The following is an 18,529-nucleotide window of genomic DNA, read 5'->3' on the forward strand; positions in this document are numbered from 1 at the left end:
ATCCGGATCAGAAGGTGTTATACTAATCAATCATTTGATTAAATGGACGCCGGAAATGTACTATACTAATCAAACGTTTGATTAATTACAAGCTTTATGGGTAAAGCAAACTTATCTTTTCTAACGATCACTCAATGATTAATATAAATGAAAAACCACGGCACCTTTTTGATTCGTGCCATGGCTTCTATCGTCAGTATTTTTTACTTATCTTGCTATTATGGAACTAGATTTCTTTAAAACAAATGACAAGCAACCCAATGATTTGGTTTCGCTTCTTTCCAAATAGGTGTTACTTGTGCACATGTATCTGTTGCCATAGAGCATCGTGTTCTAAACCTGCACCCACTTGGCGGGTTACTTGGACTGGGAAGATCACCACTTAGAATAATACGATTGCGCTTCTTTTCAATATCAGGGTCTGGGACCGGGACAGCTGAAAGCAAAGCTTGGGTGTATGGATGAAGAGGCTCCTCATATAAATCGTCGGAGGTAGCTAACTCTACTATTCCCCCAAGATACATGACACCCACACGATCACTTATATGTTTGACCATCGAAAGATCATGGGCAATAAATAAATAAGTTAATTCCTTTTCCTTTTGAAGCCTTTTCATTAAATTAACAACCTGTGCTTGGATGGATACGTCTAAGGCACTAATCGGTTCATCCGCGATGATAAATTCCGGCTCAACAGCGAGCGCCCTGGCAATCCCAATTCTTTGCCGTTGGCCTCCTGAAAATTCATGTGGATACCTGTTTGCATGGCTTTTATTCAATCCTACTGTTTCCAGCAGGCGGAATACCTTTTTCTGTCGTTCTTCTTTAGTTGCTGCCAACCCATGAATATCAATTCCCTCAGCAATAATATCCGCTACTGTTTTTCGAGGATTAAGCGAAGAATATGGGTCTTGAAATATCATTTGCACTTTTCGGTTAAATTGTTTTAACTGGGAAAGATTCTTTTTCCCGTGAACCTGTTCCCTTTGAAATAGTACTTCTCCATCAGTAACGTCATACAATCTCATCAAAGTTCTTCCTGTTGTTGATTTACCACATCCAGATTCCCCGACTAGACCTAGAGTTTCCCCTTTATAAATCGTAAAGGAAACATCATCTACTGCTTTCAGCACTTCATTCTTACCCGTTTTAAAATACTTTTTAAGATTTTTGATTTCCATTAATGGTTCTTGCTGAAAGGGTGCTTTTTCGTTCTGTTTCGTTGCCGGACTTTCTACCACTTTTATTTTCTTTCTTAAAAAATCTGATCGCTCCATTTTTGGCGCTTTTCCATGAAGCAGCCATGTAGCCGCATAATGAGTTTCTGAAATTTTATACATCGGTGGTTCACGAAGATAATCAATTTTTAATGCGTGTTCGTTTCTTTCAGCAAAAGCATCCCCTGTTGGTGGATGGAGTAAATCTGGAGGGGTTCCTGGTATAGCAGCAAGCTCCCCTTTCGTTTCCAAATTAGGCATTGAACCTAATAATCCCCATGTATATGGATGCTGCGGGTTATAAAATACTTCTTCGACTGTCCCGGTTTCAATAATCTTTCCGGCATACATGACGGCCACTCGATCGGCAATGTTGGCAACTACCCCTAGATCATGGGTTATGATGATAATCGATGTATCCATTTTCTTTTGAATATCTTTCATGAGATCTAAGATTTGCGCTTGAATAGTTACATCTAATGCTGTTGTCGGCTCATCAGCAATAACCATTCTCGGATTACAAGCAAGAGCAATCGCAATGACAACCCTTTGCCGCATACCACCCGAAAATTGATGTGGATATTGGTTTACCCGCTGTTCAGGATTCGGTATCCCAACAAGCTTCAATAAATCAACTGTTCGTTGCTGTGCTTGCTGCTTATTTAGTTTTTGATGGGTCATGATACTTTCAGCGATTTGCTTTCCCACTGTCATCGTTGGGTTTAAGGCTGTCATTGGGTCCTGGAAGATCATCGAAATTTCCGAACCTCTTATTTTTTCCATTTCTTTCTCAGAAAGGTTCACTAAGTTTTTCCCTTCAAAAAGGATTTCTCCCTCTTCAATTTGAGCAGTTTTGTTAGGTAAAAGTTTCATAATGCTTTTCGATGTGACCGATTTTCCCGAACCAGATTCCCCAACAATTGCTAGCGTTTCACCCTTTTTTAAATAGAGATTAACCCCTCTGACTGCCTGAACTTTACCGGCATACGTTTGAAAAGAAACATGTAGGTTGTTGATTTCTAGTAATTTATCCACAATGTCTTCCCTTCCTCTCTCCTAATTAAAAACTCCAGAAATAAGCCGGTTTTTATCCACTTATAAATTGGTAACCGTTTCACCGTCAATTTTTTCATTATGATGCTTAACTAGCTCAAAATTGGCCTCAATCCGTCCGATCCGGTCCTTTCTCGCGTTTAGTACCGGTGCATTTACATATTGATCTAGTATTTGATAAATGGATTCGTCACCAATTTTTAGTTTCTTTAATACTTCCATTGCAACGACGCTTACTGCTCGCGCATTTCCATCCTCTGCCTTAATGATAATACCGAGGCCTAAATCCACTACCCCAATACATTGAACACCCTCTGCTCCGCCTTTTGCGACAATTTTCCCATTGAAAGCAGCCATTAAATCAGTATCAAATCGGTCCGTTCCGCCTACCATTTCTGGATGCTTCATCATCGCATTGCGAATTCTTTCGAGTGCCTGTGCTCGTTCGCTTTGCTCCCAAGCATTTGGATTTGCTAAGCGGGCAAACCCTAAGGCAGTATTCCTTAATGGAAGTCGATGGACAGGAACACCGCAACCATCAACGCTGATGTCAATTTTCTCCTTCGAATATTGACATACATCCTCAATGGCATGTAATATCCGCTGTTGATGAGGGTGCGTCAACTCTCGATAACTACTTACGTCCTCATTCATGTGGACCACTGCCGTTAACATTCCCGAATGTTTCCCTGAGCAGTTACTATAAACAGGTGTAAGCTCGCCGCCCGCTTTCATTAATGCATTATAGCTTTCAATATCCCTTGGAATATGGGTTCCACATTGGAGACTGTTTTCTTCTAAATGAATATGGTTGATTATGTTCATTACACGGTCCCGATGCCTTTGTTCTCCACTATGTGAAGCACAAATGAGTGAAATATCCGCTTCCTCAAAATCATAGGCATCTGCCGCTCCTGTTTCTAAAACTGCGATTGCTTGAAATGGCTTCATGGATGACCTTGGGAAGGTTAGCCGTTCTGGATCCCCATATGAATAAAGCAGATCCCCTCGTGTGTTAACTACGGCGACATGGATATCGTGTGTACTTTCAAGATACGTTCCACGGTAAACTTTTACTGGTTTTTCCATAACATATTCCACTCCATAAAATTGATATTTAGTTTTCACGTTTTTTACTTACGATGATGATCATTATTTTCTCATTTTCGGATCTAAGGCATCTCTAAGTCCATCCGCTAAAATATTAAAACTAACCATAATTCCAATAATGACTAGTGCCGGATAAAGAAGAAGATAAAAATGGTTTCTCATCCCATGAAAACCATCATTAATTAATACCCCTAAGGACGCAAGCGGCTCTTGCAGCCCCAGGCCAATAAAGCTAAGGAAAGCTTCTGTGAAAATAGCAGAGGGAATGGTGAACATCATATTAATAACAATTAACCCAATCGTATTAGGGATTAAGTGGTGTAAGATTAATCGTGTATTGGATGACCCAAGCGATTTGGCAGCCAAGATATATTCCTGTTCCTTCAATTTAAAGATTTGGGCCCGGACCAATCTCGCCATATTCACCCAACCGGTAATAACCATAGCGACTGTAATGGTGATAATACCTGGTTTCATTAACATAATTAATAAAATAACAACGATTAGATGAGGAATACCTACTAAAACTTCAATTAATCGTTGCAAGGCATTATCGACCTTACCTCCTAAAAGAGCGGAAATTGCGCCAATGGTTACCCCGATGATTAAGTCAAGCAAGGCTGCAAGGATGGCAATATAAAGAGAAATTCTTGTTCCCTGCCAAATTCTAGTCCATTGGTCTCTTCCAAACTTATCCGTCCCTAACCAATGCGTTTGGCTTGGCGCTTGATAGGATGCACCATAATCTGTCTGATAGTATTTAAACTCATTCATATAGGGACCAAATATGGCTAGCAAGATAATAATTAGTAACGTAATTAAACTTATAACCGCACCCTTATTCCTCTTAAGCCTTAGCCAGCTATCTTTGTAAGCGGATAATGTCGGCCGCTCATTTTTTTCACTATCTTCTACCTTTCTTCCAACCACTTCAAACAAATCATCGGAAAATTCATCTGTCGTAAGTGCTTCTGTGTTTTTCATCCTACTCACTCCTTTGCACCGCTAATGCGAATTCTTGGATCAATAAGGCCATAAAGAAGGTCAATGATCAGCATTGTAAGAACAAAAAAGGCACTATAGAAGAGGGTAAGACCCATTATTGTCGTATAATCATTCACTTTAATAGAATCCACGAATAAACTTCCAATTCCCGGAACCCCAAAGATATTCTCAATAACAAGCGATCCTGTTAAAAGACTTACACTAATTGGACCTAAGACGGTAATGACCGGTATTAAAGCATTGCGGATTGCATGCTTGTAAATAATTTTCAACTGTTTTACACCCTTGGCTTTTGCAGTCAGCATATAGTCCTGCCCAAGTACCTCAAGCATTTCATTTCTGGTATAACGTGCAATCAATGCAATAACAATTAATGATAAAGCAATACTTGGCATAATTGAACTCGAATAGGATTCCCAAAATGCTACAGGCAATAGCCCAAGCTTTAATCCTACATAATATTGCAAAAGTGCGGCAAAGACGAAGTTAGGCACCGATATCCCCAAAACAGCAATAAACATCGTCGTAAAATCCCATATTGAATTGTGTTTAAAGGCTGCGATAATCCCTAAAATGAGTCCAATAGTTAAACCTAAAATGACTGCTTGTGTTCCGAGAAGAGCGGATGGACCAATTCGGTCAGCTATGATCTCTTTCACATCCTGGCCTTTAAAATAAAAGGAAGTTCCCAAGTCTCCTTGAACTAAATTCCCAAGGTATATGACGTATTGGGTTGTCAGCGGCTTATCTAATCCATACCTTGCAAAAAACTCTGCTCTTTGATCCTCTGATAAATCAGCAAGCTTCTCTTCATCAAATGGAGAACCTGGAAGCTGCTTCATTAAAAAAAAGGTTACTGTAGCAATGACAAACAGTGTAATGATGATATTCAATACTCTGACAAAAAAATACTTTTTCAACCTCTCACACCTCCACTTTTGCGGGGTTAGCACCATTTAATATGATTTAAGGAGAAGAGGTAGACCTCTTCCCCATCAAAACTAGTTATTTGACTTTGGTATATTTCAACTCTAAAGGTGCCCCGTAAGGATGGGTTACAAATCCCTTTACGTAAGGCTTTTGTAAAAATGCTGACCCTTGGTAGTAAAGCGGACCTAAAACAGAATCATCAGTAAGCATGATTTTCTCAGCTTCAAGAAGCTTATTCATCCGCACTTTATCATCAGACTCATTCTTAGCTGAATCAACCAGTTCATCATATTTCGCATTTGCATAACTGCCGCGAAATGGTTTTGAAGGTGACATCCATAAATCCAAATATGTCATTGGGTCGTTATAGTCCGCGCCCCACTTCGAAACGGCCATTTGGTAATCATTATCTCTCATCGTTTGAAGTCGTCCACTATATGGCTTTGTTACAAGTGAAATATCAATACCTAAGTTCTTCTTGTATTCACTTTGAATGAATGTGCCAGTATCCTTAGATATCGTATCATCGGCGGTTAATAGGGTAATTTCAGGAGTTTTACCCAGTTCCTTTACTCCCTGTTCCCATAGTTCCTTCGCCTTTTTAAAATCTGGTTTAATCACATCACCCTTAATCTCGCGGAAGGTCTTTCCGTCGACTCCTGCCATTTTAGGAGCAATCAATCCATAAGCAGGCTCTGAACCATTATTTAAAACAACATCGGTCAATACTTTGGGATCATATCCTAATTGAAGTGCTTTTCGGATATTTGGGTTAGAAATCGGCTCTTTTCCAAGGTTGAACTGAATATAGTAAGAGGTAAATTCTGTTTCAGTTCCAAACTCTTTACTATCTTTAAATGAATTAACATCTGCGGATGACAGGACTACCCGATCAAGATCTCCAGCTTCATATAAATTTAAAGCTGTACTTTGTTCTTTAATGACTTTTAGGTTGATTTTTTCAACAGCCACATTTTTCTTATCCCAATATTCAGGATTTTTCTCTAAAACTACTCCTTTTGCCTGATCGTAATCAGTTAGCACATATGGACCGTTATAAAGAATATTGTCATACTTTAGAGCGAATTGGTCGCCCTTTTCAGTAACAAATTTTTCATTTAACGGAAAATAAGTAACAAATGCAGTCAAACCTACAAAGAATGGTGTTGGTTTTTCTAGATGAACAACAAGTGTTTGATCATCTTTTACTTCGATTCCGACCGTATCGGCCTTAGCTTCTCCAGCCGTAAATGCTGCTCCGCCTTTAATATAGTCCGCAAGAATAAAAGAATACGACCCAGCCGTATCCGGATTCATCGCTCGTAACCAAGAGTATTGAAAGTCATTTGCGGTTACCCGGTCCCCATTGCTCCATTTAACATTGTCACGAAGATGGAAGGTATATGTTAGCCCATCATCAGTTACATCGACGCTTTTCGCCATTGCTGGTTCCGGCTCATTATCCTTATTTAATCGGTATAAACCTTCCATGACATTATTTAAGACAGAAAAAGAAATCGCATCTGTCGTTTTAACTTGATTTAAATCAGGAATATCATTGTCAAGGCTTAGATTGAGTACATTTTCGGGCTTTCCATTAGAACTCTTTACGTCTTTTCCATTCTTTGATTCAGTTGAGCTTTCCTTGAAATTACAGCCCCCTAGTACAACCATCAAACTGAGTAATAGCAAATACAACATTTTCGGCCATTTTTTTCTCACATTAGTTTCCCCCTAAAAGTTTTTTCATTTATTATCAATGCAATTTCCATGCCAACAATAGAAACTCGTTATTTTACACCAAAATTTGAATAATCAACCTTTTCTAAAAATAAATAGGTTAACCACTTTTGCATAATTTAAGTGCTATTTAGATAATTGGTTAGCCAATTTTCCTCTGAACACTATTCCCATGAGAAAGGAAACTTGGTACAAAACTTGCATCTATGGTAATTGAACTGAAAAGGAGGGGCTTACCATTGAATTGGAAGGACGAAGTAAATAAAAGGAAGGAATTATTAGTAGATGATTTAACTTCTTTATTAAAAATTCCGAGCGTGAAAGATTTATCAACCTCATCTAAACAAGCACCGATGGGAGCAACAATTAAAGAAGCGCTTGATTTTATGCTGGAAAAAGCTAAACAGGATGGATTTAGGACAAAAAATATCGATAATTATGTTGGATTCGCTGAACTAGGGCCTGAAGATGCACCACACTATATTGCTCTCTTATGCCATTTGGATGTAGTTCCTGCCACCGGTGAATGGGAAACCGATCCTTTCTCCCCTGATATAAGAAACGGCAAGTTATACGCCAGAGGAGCAATTGACGATAAAGGGCCCACAATGGCTGCTTATTATGCACTAAAGATAATAAAAGAGAATGAATTATCTTTAAAGCATAGAGTAAGGATAATTTTTGGAACAGATGAAGAAAGTGGAATGACGTGCATGAAAAAATATGTCCAAGTGGAGCCTGCACCTTTAACAGGCTTTGCCCCAGATGCAGAATTCCCGATTATTCATGCTGAAAAAGGCCAAATTAATGCTGTATTAAAATGGAGAGCGCAGGATATCCAAAATGACAAACCATACAAGGTCGTTTCTTTTTCCTCGGGAGAAAAAGGAAATATGGTACCGGATCAAGCACAGGCTACACTTCTTGGCGATAACCTTGAATTTGTAGAAAGAGAGTTTATTAGATTTGCAACTAGTCAGAGGCTTGAGTTCTCCTATGAAAATGATGGAAATACAATCGTACTAACACTAAAGGGAACATCTGCTCACGGAATGGAACCGGACAAAGGGATTAATGCGGGGATTACATTAGCTCAGTTTCTCGTTAAAAATTCAATTGACAATGGATCATACTTTACATTTATTTCAGATTGTTTAGCGGAGGATTTTTGGGGAGAAAAGCTAAATATCTCGTTTTCTGATGAAATAACAGGACCACTCACGGTAAATGCAGGAATTTTCCGCTTTGCTGACCAAGAGGATGCCTATATCTCATTAAATATACGATGTCCTGTTGAAACTCCTTATTTAAGGACAATAGAAAAGTTAAACGAAACCGCTCAAAAATATGGATTCGATGTGGAAGAGATAAGAGAAAAGAAACCGCATCACGTTGACCAGAATCACCCAGTAATCAAGGTCCTTCAACAAGCATATGAAGAAGAAACAAATACTCAGGCGACTTTGTTAACCACTGGTGGAGCCACCTATGCTCGATTTATTGAAAACGGAGTAGCCTTTGGGGCGGTTTTCCCTGGTAAAGAAAATACTGCCCACCAAAAAAATGAATATGTTGAAATAGAAGATCTTAAAAAAGCCACAGCCATTTATGCTAACGCTATTTTCCATCTAGCAAACCTTGATTATTAATAGCTTCTTTATAGAAAAAAAGCAAGTGTGTTCACTTGCTTTTTTCGACTATCAGGAACGTATCTGTTCAACTACATCTCTGTCTTCGCCCTTCAAAGTTCTCCAGCCAGCGGATTTTCTTTATAATACTCAAGGAATTTCTTTCCCTTTTCGGCAATCCTGCTTCCTTTTCTTCCTTTTTCTATGATGATTAATTCATGATGATTGAGTAACCCCTGTCGGTACCTTAGCTGCTGGTCTGTCAGAGTGAATTCCCGCTTATTCAAATAGTCTACTATCGCCGACCTGCCAGCAGATGAAACATGCTCAGAATTTAAAAACTCTAACATAACCAATATCTCAGAAAGGAACCCTTTTCTTTTAAATTCTTCCCCAATCACTTTTAACCCTTCATTCATAGGAAGGTCTGACTGGTATGTAAATGCGCTACTCCCCATCGGAAGGTCTTCTTTAAAGACAATATCACCAGAAATATGAGCAGCATATTCTACAACATTGCGGAGCTCTCTTATATTCCCTGGCCAATGGTATTCCCGACAAAGCTCTAAGGCTGCTTTTGAAAAAGAAAATGAGGGTCTACCAAGCATTTCTTGAAATTCTTTAATAAAAATATTGATCAACAGTGGTATGTCTTCTTTTCTTTCCCTTAATGGCAGTAGCCTCAAAGGTAAAACATTTAGTCGATAAAATAAATCTTCACGGAATGTCCCTTCAGCAATCAGTTGATGCAGGTCTTTATTGGTTGCCGCGATCACTCTAACATCTAAGGGAATGACTCTGTCCCCGCCTACCCGCATGATCTGCCTTTCCTGAAGAACTCTTAACAAGCGATTTTGAATAACGGCTGATGCATCGCCAATCTCGTCGAGAAAAATACTCCCCATATGGGCTTGTTCAAACATCCCAATACGACCACTTTTATTTGCACCAGTAAACGCACCTGGCTCATAACCAAAAAGCTCACTTTCCATTAAACTCTCAGAAATAGCCGCAAAGTTTACCCCAATAAAGGGTTGGGATTTTCTAGGCGAATGATTATGGATGGCTTGTGCCAGCACTTCTTTGCCTGTACCAGTTTCACCTAAGATTAGGATGGTTGAATTGCTTCTGGCCAGCCTTTGGGCTATTTTGATCATATTTATAACAGATTCATTGACTGTTTTGACGTCATCGAAGTAATACCTTGCTACTAAGTTTTTTTGCTTTGCTTTAAAACGGTAGTCATGCTCGATTTTTCGATAATCCTCCGCTTTCCGAAAAATGATAAGCGTTGAGTACACCTGTGCATCGATAATAATTCTCTTTTTCCTCATATAAAAGGTTGTTTCATCAATTTCGACAAAGCTTTCTTGACCGACTGCCATATTCTTAATCGCGTCACGATAGGAGTCACTTAAATCATTCAAATAAGGTTTGGTCGACTTTATCGAGTTGAGTTCCAGAATTTCTCCCGCATGTTGATTGAATACTTCTATTTGTGAACTATTATTATAAACTAAAACCGCGTCATCCATATTTTTGATGATATTTTCCAAACTCTTTTGCAATAGTTTCGAGCGAAACATTTCGTCACTAAGTTCTTTTGTAATATCAACCAACGATTGCATAAATCTTGCAGATAAATGAGTAGTTGAAGAAAATGGTGAAATTTGAAAGTGATTAAATAATTCTACTAATGTTGAGATATCTATTAATCGACTTCCAATATTAATCACTTTTTTAATATGCGCTGGCACTAACTGCGGCTCCCCGGCCGTCACAGCTATCGTAATATCTTTGTTTGGTTCTTCTTGTGAATAAAACGGACGAAACTCTAGATCAATTCCCGTTTCTTTAAGAATCCGGATTGTTTCCTCTGTTGACTGCTTTAAATCACTTACTAAATAAACCATTGTACCTTTCGGAATTTCCAACAATCCCCTTATGTTTGCATAATTGATTGTTCTTTTCGTAATGATATACTGCATATCTTCAGGCAAATAGGGTTTTACCATTTTATAAACAATCGCGCTTGAAATAAGCACGAGGGAATACTTTCTTATTGAAAGATGATCCAACTCATCTACTTTTCTAGCATCAATGTGAAAATAATCTTGTAGGCCAATTTCAGTTAATTGGGATACAAGCGACTGTAAAGTGTTCTTCATATATGCTACAACAAGAATACTGTTTTTTTCCAAGCATACTTCCCCACCCCTCCATAGTAGAACCTCTAAAGAATATTTTATCATATTTCGATATTTACTCTTCGTTACATACACATTAACATTCTCTACCAATACCTATCCACTTGCCCTCTAGAGGTAAATATTTTTTAGTCTAAAATTAACCTTCATCTTTCATTAATTATGAACCCGTTGACCGATAGTGCCTGACACCAAATTGCCAGACGAGAAAGCAAGGAAGGATAAACAAGCTCCCCAGAACGGGTGTCAGCATATGGATCAGCTCGTGTCCGTCAGCTTTTCCGAGAATAGATTGTAACGGCAGATAATTTACGGTTCCAAAAGGAATGACATAGGTAAAGAAACGGGCAACCCATTTTTGATAAATATTTAATGGGTATTGCGCCATCTCTCTGCCGCCATCGGTAAAAATACTTGCTACCTCGAGACCTTGGACTGTCCAAAAGCACATCGCAGCGGCAAGCATATAAATGCCAGTAAAAATAAACACACCACTCACAATCATCAGCATAAGGGTAATGGCTTTGATTGCGCTCCACTCGATGGGAAGATTGCTTAAAGCCCAGACTAAAACAAGCAAACTCTGAAGCAGTCGGCCAACTCTTGTAAACTCAAATTTTGAGCCGAGGACTTGAACAAATGTACTCCGCGGACGCACAAGCAAGCGATCAAACTCCCCTTTGACAACAAGGCCGGAAAACATATCAAAGCCGCGGGCAAAACATTCGCTCAAACTGAAGGACATGTGGATAATGGCGAAACAAAGGGCCACCTCGAAAAATTGCCAGCCCTTTATTTGCCCAAACCGTTCAAACAAAAAGTACAGTCCGGCAAAAATGGAAAATGGAATAAAAAACTGACCAATCGATAGCAGCCAAAATGAAGTACGGTATTGCATTTGCGATTTGAAATGGATTAGCAGATATTTAAAATATAGGCTCATTGCAGACTAACCTCCTTGGACAACTACCTTTTTTAATACACCGTTAAGGGCCGCTCTTCCTAGCAAAACAAGGACAGTTAGAAAAGCCAGTTGAATAAAAATGCCAACGACAGCTTCAGACTCTGGAATATGCCCTGAATAAACGCGGAATGGGAAATCGGCTGTCCAGCGAAATGGAAGCACATAGGCAATTTTTTGCAGCCAAACCGGCATCAATGGCACAGGAATAACTAATCCGGCAAAAAATTCACTAAGAACGCCAAATACTAAGAGCGATCCCATCGGCGACAATGTGATAAAGACAGATATATATAAGAACATCGAGATAGCAACTAACAGCAGTAAGCCCAATAATAAGGCGCTTAAAAACAATAAAAATGCCCATATGCTAGGCGGGGGTTCTAACTTGTACGGTTTAGGCAAAAGAAAAGCAACGAGTAGAATTGGGAAACAGCGCAACAAAGCACTCGACAAACGTTGTGCGAGGAGCTTGGCATACCAAAATCCGTAAAGTCCGCTTGGCCGGCAAAGTTCATAAGCGATATTCCCGCTTGTAATTAGATCGAACAGTTCATTATCGCGAAACCACATCATGACGAAAACAAGAAACGCCTGCTGTAGCCATATGTATTGAATCAATTCTTTAATGGAAATGGGCTGAGTCATGGCAGCGTGTTCGTAGAATGCTTCAAATACCATAATAATAATAAATCCCCAGAAAAATTGCGTCGCCACCCCGGCGAGTGCCGCCGCCCGATATTGTAACCCCATGTTAAGCCGCAGCCTCAAAACCGCTATATACATCTTCATATTTGATACTCCTTGTAGAGCTGGACGATAATGTCTTCGATTGGCTGGGTTTCGATTGTGACATCGAGGAGTTCAACCTTGCTGGACAATTGGGTAATGACCTCTGAGGTTTTTACCTTTTCCGTATCGATGCTCAGCACTACTCGTTCCGGCGTCCATGAAAGTGTGGCAGTCCCGGGGATTTGGAAGGGAACCGTATTTTTTGCATAATCAGCCGTGATTATTTTAGTGGTGCCGAAGTGTTTCCTTAATTCCTCTAGGTGTCCATCATATAATAGGCTGCCTTTGCCGATTAAAATGACCCTGTCGGCTAATGCCTCAATATCATTCATATCATGCGTTGTCAGAATGACTGTGACTCCTTTTTCCTTATTAATTGTTTTGATAAATTGGCGGACAGCAATCTTTGATACAGCATCAAGTCCGATGGTTGGTTCATCTAAAAATAATATTTTCGGATTATGAATCAGGGAAGCAGCAATCTCGCAGCGCATCCGCTGCCCTAAGCTTAGTTGACGGACAGGTGAATTGACAATCGTTTGCAGGTCCAGAGTTTCGATGAGTAATTCAATCGTAGGTTTATATTTTTGTTGTGGCACTTTGTAAATATCTTTTAGTAGTTCAAACGAATCCATCACCGGCACATCCCACCAGAGCTGGGAGCGCTGACCAAAGACCACACCGATATTTTTCACATATTGGGTCCGGTCCTTCCAAGGTGTATAACCCATAATTGTGCATTTCCCGGTGTCAGGCACCAAGATGCCGCTCATGATTTTGATGGTTGTCGATTTGCCCGCCCCGTTCGGACCGATATAGCCGACGATTTCTCCTTGATTAATAGAAAAAGAGATATCCTCCAGCGCGTTAATAATAGTATGTTCTCGGTAGAAAAGTGCTTTTGCTGCTTGCCGCAGTCCCGTTTGACGCTTGGCAATCTTATAGGATTTGCTTATCCCCTCTAAATGTATCAACGTGATCCCCTCCCCTGTTTTTTTGAGTCACAGAGGAAAATAATAGCATTTAGGGCGGTGAAGTGTCAAGAATTTTCTAAATATTGTTTTTCAAAAGTGTTTGCAACATGTTTACTTCGTCTTTTGCATCCAATACCCCTTATTGGATTCACTTTCTCTTTTTTCATAGGTTTTTTGTCCTGCTTTACTGTTTTCATATTCGGGACCGCCATATAGTTGAGAAATTTCTTTTGCCAATTCGTCTAAAAACTCATCTGTTAATATCGGTTTCTTTTGTGTAGACACGTTATCCATCCTTTTCTGGTCGGAAATATCATTATTATTTACCTATCATGGTTAAAGGATTCACCAGTCCTAATAATAAAAATTTTTTATTTACTTTTTCTAAGCACGGGAGTATGATAATCAACAGTTTCAAATTTCTAAATCGCTGAAACCTTTTGGTACGGGGGAACCATTTTTTCGGGTTATTTATAACCCAAGGGGTGAATCCTAATTAGGTAGGGCTACTCAATGGTCCGAATCCGACAGCTAACCTCGTAAGCGTTATATGAGAAGGAAGGTGGAGCTTGTGGGACATGGAATCTAATGTCTACAGGTCTTATTCATTTATGACTTGTAGGCTTTTTTTGTTTTAAAATCAGCTTTTGTTTTCAGGAATTTTTTAAAAAAAGAATACTAACTATTCGGCGGTGAACAGTAATGATTTCTTCAATCAAAAGGTTTTTAATCGGACGCCCTTTAAAATCAACGGCTTTAGGGGAACAAAAGCTTTCTAAAACGAAAGCATTAGCGATTCTTTCTTCGGATGCGTTATCGTCTGTTGCATATGGTCCTGAACAAATATTGATTGTTCTTGTTACATTGGGAACGCTCGCCTTTTGGTATTCGATTCCCATTGCTGCCTGTGTTTTAATTCTATTAGCTGCTTTAATTCTATCTTACCGGCAGATTATCTTTGCTTATCCGCATGGTGGAGGGGCGTATGTGGTTTCGAAGGAGAATTTGGGGGTTACTCCAGGACTAATTGCTGGAGGTTCGTTATTAGTTGATTATATTTTAACGGTCGCAGTGAGTATCTCTGCTGGCACAGATGCCATTACATCTGCTTTTCCTGCTTTACATTCTCATAAGGTAAGCATTGCGATTATATTTGTCCTGTTAATAACAATCTTGAACTTAAGAGGGCTAACAGAGTCCGCTTCGATTTTAGCCTACCCTGTTTATTTATTTGTGTTCGCTTTATTTATCCTAATTGGAGTCGGATTATTCAATGTCATAACAGGTAAGGTTTCACCAGATTTATCCGCACCGCTCGGTACACCTGTAGCAGGAATTAGTCTCTTTATTCTTTTAAGAGCATTTGCCTCCGGCAGTTCAGCGCTTACAGGTGTGGAGGCTATTTCCAATGCGATTCCAAACTTTAAAGACCCAGCTCCGAAAAACGCAGCCAAAACGTTAATGGCCATGGGAACTTTACTAGCTTTACTTTTTTCTGGTATCGTATTTTTAGCCTATTATTATGGAATTTCTCCTCGCGCTGAAGTGACGGTCGTCTCTCAAATTGCGGAGGCAACCTTTGGACGGAATGGAATGTATTACTTTATCCAAGGGACAACGGCATTGATTTTAATCCTTGCTGCCAATACGGGGTATTCAGCTTTTCCATTGCTGGCTGTGAATTTGGCTAAGGATAAATTTATCCCAAGAATGTTTACCATTAGAGGTGACCGATTAGGCTACTCCAATGGCATCATCATCCTTGGTTTTGCCTCAATCCTTTTAATTATGGCTTTTAAAGGACAGACAGAACATCTCATCCCCCTATATGCTGTTGGGGTTTTTATTCCCTTTACGTTGTCGCAAACAGGAATGATGCTGAAATGGATTCGTGAAAAACCTAGCGGATGGATCGTAAAGCTGCTTATTAACACAACCGGGGCATTGATTAGTTTCACTGTTACGATCGTGTTCTTCTTAACTAAGCTCGACCGGGTATGGCCTGTGTTCATTTTCCTACCCCTAATCATTTTTGTCTTTCTCAGAATAAGAAAGCATTATGAGGCAGTAGGCGACCAACTACGGATTACTACTTGTGAGCCTGCAGTTCCGATTGAAGGAAATGTCATCATCGTACCTGTTGCGGGGATTACGCATGTGGTTGAAAACTCAATCAATTATGCTAAATCTCTTTCAGCTGATCAAATCATTGCTGTTTACGTTGCTTTTGAAAGGGAAGATGAAAAAAAGTTTGAAGAGAAATGGAAGATGTGGCAGCCCGATGTTCGACTCGTGACCCTTCACTCTCACTATAGAAGTATTATTCAACCATTGACTAAATTTGTTGATACGGTTGAACATAAAGCGAGTGAATCAAATTACCAAGTCACCGTGGTGATACCGCAGTTTATTCCCAAGAAAGGCTGGCACAATATTCTCCATAACCAATCAAGCTTACTGATCCGTTCATTCTTACTATATCGGAGAAACGTAATCATCACGACTGTGCCTTATCATTTGAAAAAGTAACCTTCAAAATGAAGAGCGGTGAAAAAGCAGAGAAAAATCTCTGCTTTTTTTTCGCCAAAATCAACACTTCTTCACTTTAAATATGGGGACTGGAACCCAAGGCAAATGGAGACTAACGCATGGGTTCAAAAAAAGGTTAACAAAATATTCATTTATTTAGGTCCCTCTCATTGGTATTTTCTTATAAAATGGACATGGGGTTTTCAATATTATGGAAGGACGTGTCGTATGGCTTATAAACCTCGTACTAAGTCTACTGAATTAATTATTCTCGGATTCTTAAATACACGGATGACTTTACCTGAAAAAGACATGCAGCACTATTTCAGCCTAAAAAAGGGTTATGAAGGGGAGGTCCTGTTTGATTCACTTACAGAGAAGCTTCAATGTGAATGCTATATCTTAAATGATTTGCTGTTCAAGGTGAACAACACTATGTTTCAAATTGACTCGCTTATTATTTCTGAAACTATTTACGTTTACGAAGTGAAAAATTTTGAAGGCGATTATTTTTACGATGCGGCTGCAGACAGATTATATAAGAAGCCCAAAAAGGAATATAATAATCCACTACATCAATTGAATCGCGGAGAATCCCTGCTCCGTCAATTATTCCAGAATATTGGGTATAACTTTCCTATTGAGGCCCAGGTAGTGTTTATCAATCCCGAGTTCACCCTATACCAAGCTCCCCTCGACAGGCCTTTTATTTTTCCAACACAGGTAAATAGCTATTTGAAAAAGTTTGATTTGTCACCATCAAGATTAAGTGGAAAACATAAGTTGCTGGCTGACAAATTAATTTCACTACATATTGAAGAAAACCCTTATACACTTTTACCTCCTTATAAATATGAGGATCTTCGAAAAGGGAATATTTGTGAGGTATGCAACTCATTTTCGATTACTGTCAGTGGGCAAAAATGTATATGTGGAGATTGTGGGCATGAAGAATTGGTTACATCTGCAGTTTTGCGAAGCGTGGAGGAATATAGGCTTCTTTTTCCTGATCGGAAAATTACTACCAGTGAGATACATGAATGGTGCAAGGTGGTTGAGTCTAAGAAGAGAATTAGCAGAATTCTTAGAGGATACTTTAAAACTGTTGGGGACCGTCGATGGGTTTATTACGAGTAAAAAACAGGACTTTTCTAAATTTAATTTTCCTAGGAATCCTTTTCCATAAGAATCTCTTTTGAATACTACTATCTTGGAGGACTTTACTTTAAATAAGCCTTCTATTAGACAGATTCAACAGGGCATTTGCCCGTTTTGTCCTTTAGACTTCTCCTATCGGACATTTTCTTGGAGGACCCGTCCATTTTGTCCTTTAGACCTATCCTATTGGACTTTTTCTTGGAGAACTCCGCCCGTTTTGTCCTTTAGACCTCTTCTATTGGACTTTTTCTTGGAGAACTCCGCCCGTTTTGTCCTTTAGACTTCTCCTATCGGACATTTTCTTGGAGGAATCCGCCCGTTTTGTCCTTTAGACCTATCCTATTGGACATTTTCCCGGAGGAATCCGCCCATTTTATCCTTTAGGCCTATCCTATTGGACATTTTCCCCGGAGGAATCCGCCCGTTTTGTCCTTTAGACCTATCCTATTAGACATTTTCCCGAAGGAATCCGTCCGTTTTGTCCTTTAGAACTCTACTATTGGACATTTTCTTGGAGAGCGCCGGCCTTTTTGTCTTTAAGAACCCTTATTAACGTCCTTTTTTCCGCCCCTCTCCTTTCCTACTTTTTTCGGCACACATAAACAAACGCAGGCGGGAAATTAAGTGGCACAAAGCTGATTTTTTCAATCTTAAAAGCTTTTGCTAACTGCTTTTTCATTTGAAAAGAATATTGAAAGGCTATAAAGTATCCCCCTGATTTTAATGAGCTTATAATTTGGCTAATAAACAATTCTTGAAGCTCCGTAGGAAAATTAAAGAACGGCAGCCCGCTAATGACACAGTTTAATTCCTCAACACCGTGTTGCATAATTGCATTCTTTAAGTGAACGGCATTCGTGTGACACATATATTTCGGGTATTTTTTTTGTAAATTTTCTCTCATGGTTTCATCTTTCTCAAACAAGAAAACCCTTGCCTTTTCTGATACACGAGATTTTATTTCTTTCGTAATAACGCCTGTACCAGAACCAAGCTCTGCAATTGCGCTTACTTCGTCCCATGGCAGCGATTGAACCATTTTTCTTGCCAAAAATCGCGAACTTGGCCACAAGCTTCCGATTTGCTTTGGGTTTTGGAAAAATTTTTGTAAAAATAATAAGGAATTGTTACTGTTCAAAAAAAGTCTCCTCCTGTGCTTTGTTTTATTTTTCTCAATTGCAGATTTATTCATGTATCAATGCATGGCTGGATTCTTCTGAAGGAG

Annotated in this window: 14 protein-coding genes and 1 riboswitch; of the genes, 3 read left to right on the top strand and 11 right to left on the bottom strand. The window is 39.3% G+C overall.

From position 1 onward, the window contains the following. Window positions 1–236 precede the first annotated feature (236 nt). The 5 genes from ACIQCO_RS19320 to ACIQCO_RS19340 form a co-directional block, all read right to left on the bottom strand. Complete coding sequence (locus ACIQCO_RS19320) at window positions 237–2,252, bottom strand: ABC transporter ATP-binding protein (protein ID WP_400431238.1); 2,016 nt, start codon at window positions 2,250–2,252, stop codon at window positions 237–239. A gap of 60 nt (window positions 2,253–2,312) precedes the next feature. Beyond that, window positions 2,313–3,359 (bottom strand): asparaginase, encoded by a 1,047-nt coding sequence (locus ACIQCO_RS19325; protein ID WP_400431241.1) that lies wholly within the window; start codon window positions 3,357–3,359, stop codon window positions 2,313–2,315. A gap of 63 nt (window positions 3,360–3,422) precedes the next feature. Beyond that, a complete protein-coding gene (locus ACIQCO_RS19330) occupies window positions 3,423–4,364 on the bottom strand; it encodes an ABC transporter permease (protein WP_400431244.1) in 942 nt (313 codons plus the stop codon). 5 nt (window positions 4,365–4,369) lie between these two features. Continuing rightward, complete coding sequence (locus tag ACIQCO_RS19335) at window positions 4,370–5,305, bottom strand: ABC transporter permease (RefSeq protein WP_400431247.1); 936 nt, start codon at window positions 5,303–5,305, stop codon at window positions 4,370–4,372. An 85-nt stretch (window positions 5,306–5,390) separates the two neighbouring features. After that, on the bottom strand, window positions 5,391–7,037 hold the full coding sequence (locus ACIQCO_RS19340; protein ID WP_400431250.1) for a peptide ABC transporter substrate-binding protein: 1,647 nt from the start codon (window positions 7,035–7,037) through the stop codon (window positions 5,391–5,393). A 257-nt stretch (window positions 7,038–7,294) separates the two neighbouring features. On the opposite strand from ACIQCO_RS19340, the gene pepV reads away from it, so the two are divergent. Then, window positions 7,295–8,704 (top strand): dipeptidase PepV, encoded by a 1,410-nt coding sequence (gene pepV / locus ACIQCO_RS19345; protein ID WP_400431253.1) that lies wholly within the window; start codon window positions 7,295–7,297, stop codon window positions 8,702–8,704. 92 nt (window positions 8,705–8,796) lie between these two features. Here pepV and ACIQCO_RS19350 read toward each other — a convergent pair whose 3' ends face one another. The 5 genes from ACIQCO_RS19350 to ACIQCO_RS19370 form a co-directional block, all read right to left on the bottom strand. After that, window positions 8,797–10,884 (bottom strand): sigma-54 interaction domain-containing protein, encoded by a 2,088-nt coding sequence (locus ACIQCO_RS19350; RefSeq protein WP_400431255.1) that lies wholly within the window; start codon window positions 10,882–10,884, stop codon window positions 8,797–8,799. A gap of 166 nt (window positions 10,885–11,050) precedes the next feature. Then, a complete protein-coding gene (locus ACIQCO_RS19355; RefSeq protein WP_400431258.1) occupies window positions 11,051–11,833 on the bottom strand; it encodes an ABC transporter permease in 783 nt (260 codons plus the stop codon). A gap of 6 nt (window positions 11,834–11,839) precedes the next feature. Next, window positions 11,840–12,643, bottom strand: a complete 804-nt coding sequence (locus tag ACIQCO_RS19360; protein ID WP_400431261.1) for an ABC transporter permease — start codon at window positions 12,641–12,643, stop codon at window positions 11,840–11,842. After that, the gene (locus ACIQCO_RS19365) at window positions 12,640–13,617 is read right to left on the bottom strand and encodes an ABC transporter ATP-binding protein (protein ID WP_400431264.1); all 978 of its coding nucleotides are present in this window, start codon (window positions 13,615–13,617) and stop codon (window positions 12,640–12,642) included. Before ACIQCO_RS19365 ends, ACIQCO_RS19360 begins: the two co-directional genes overlap by 4 nt. 111 nt (window positions 13,618–13,728) lie before the next feature. Further along, the gene (locus tag ACIQCO_RS19370) at window positions 13,729–13,902 is read right to left on the bottom strand and encodes a hypothetical protein (RefSeq protein WP_400431267.1); all 174 of its coding nucleotides are present in this window, start codon (window positions 13,900–13,902) and stop codon (window positions 13,729–13,731) included. 133 nt (window positions 13,903–14,035) lie between these two features. Beyond that, window positions 14,036–14,179, top strand: a riboswitch (cyclic di-AMP (ydaO/yuaA leader). A gap of 140 nt (window positions 14,180–14,319) precedes the next feature. On the opposite strand from ACIQCO_RS19370, the gene ACIQCO_RS19375 reads away from it, so the two are divergent. After that, a complete protein-coding gene (locus tag ACIQCO_RS19375) occupies window positions 14,320–16,146 on the top strand; it encodes an APC family permease (protein WP_400431270.1) in 1,827 nt (608 codons plus the stop codon). 228 nt (window positions 16,147–16,374) lie between these two features. Further along, entirely contained in the window at window positions 16,375–17,283 is a 909-nt protein-coding gene (locus ACIQCO_RS19380; RefSeq protein ID WP_400431273.1) for a nuclease-related domain-containing protein, read from the top strand. Window positions 17,284–17,884: 601 nt separating this feature from the next. On the opposite strand, the gene ACIQCO_RS19385 is transcribed toward ACIQCO_RS19380, so the two are convergent. Further along, window positions 17,885–18,442 carry a class I SAM-dependent methyltransferase gene (locus tag ACIQCO_RS19385; RefSeq protein ID WP_400431275.1) on the bottom strand — a complete coding sequence of 186 codons (558 nt, stop codon included), beginning with the start codon at window positions 18,440–18,442 and terminating at the stop codon, window positions 17,885–17,887. Between the last annotated feature and the right edge of the window lie 87 nt (window positions 18,443–18,529).

Origin of the sequence: Neobacillus sp. NPDC093127, assembly GCF_044754175.1 — a bacterium.
In the GTDB taxonomy this organism is placed as follows: Bacteria; Bacillota; Bacilli; order Bacillales; family Cytobacillaceae; genus Neobacillus.

Coding starts and splice junctions, on each gene's coding strand:
- ACIQCO_RS19330 (WP_400431244.1), bottom strand. CDS start 4,364: ATGAAAAACACAGAAGCACTTACGACAGATGAATTTTCCGATGATTTG.
- ACIQCO_RS19380 (WP_400431273.1), top strand. CDS start 16,375: ATGGCTTATAAACCTCGTACTAAGTCTACTGAATTAATTATTCTCGGA.
- ACIQCO_RS19355 (WP_400431258.1), bottom strand. CDS start 11,833: ATGAGCCTATATTTTAAATATCTGCTAATCCATTTCAAATCGCAAATG.
- ACIQCO_RS19325 (WP_400431241.1), bottom strand. CDS start 3,359: ATGGAAAAACCAGTAAAAGTTTACCGTGGAACGTATCTTGAAAGTACA.
- ACIQCO_RS19360 (WP_400431261.1), bottom strand. CDS start 12,643: ATGAAGATGTATATAGCGGTTTTGAGGCTGCGGCTTAACATGGGGTTA.
- ACIQCO_RS19375 (WP_400431270.1), top strand. CDS start 14,320: ATGATTTCTTCAATCAAAAGGTTTTTAATCGGACGCCCTTTAAAATCA.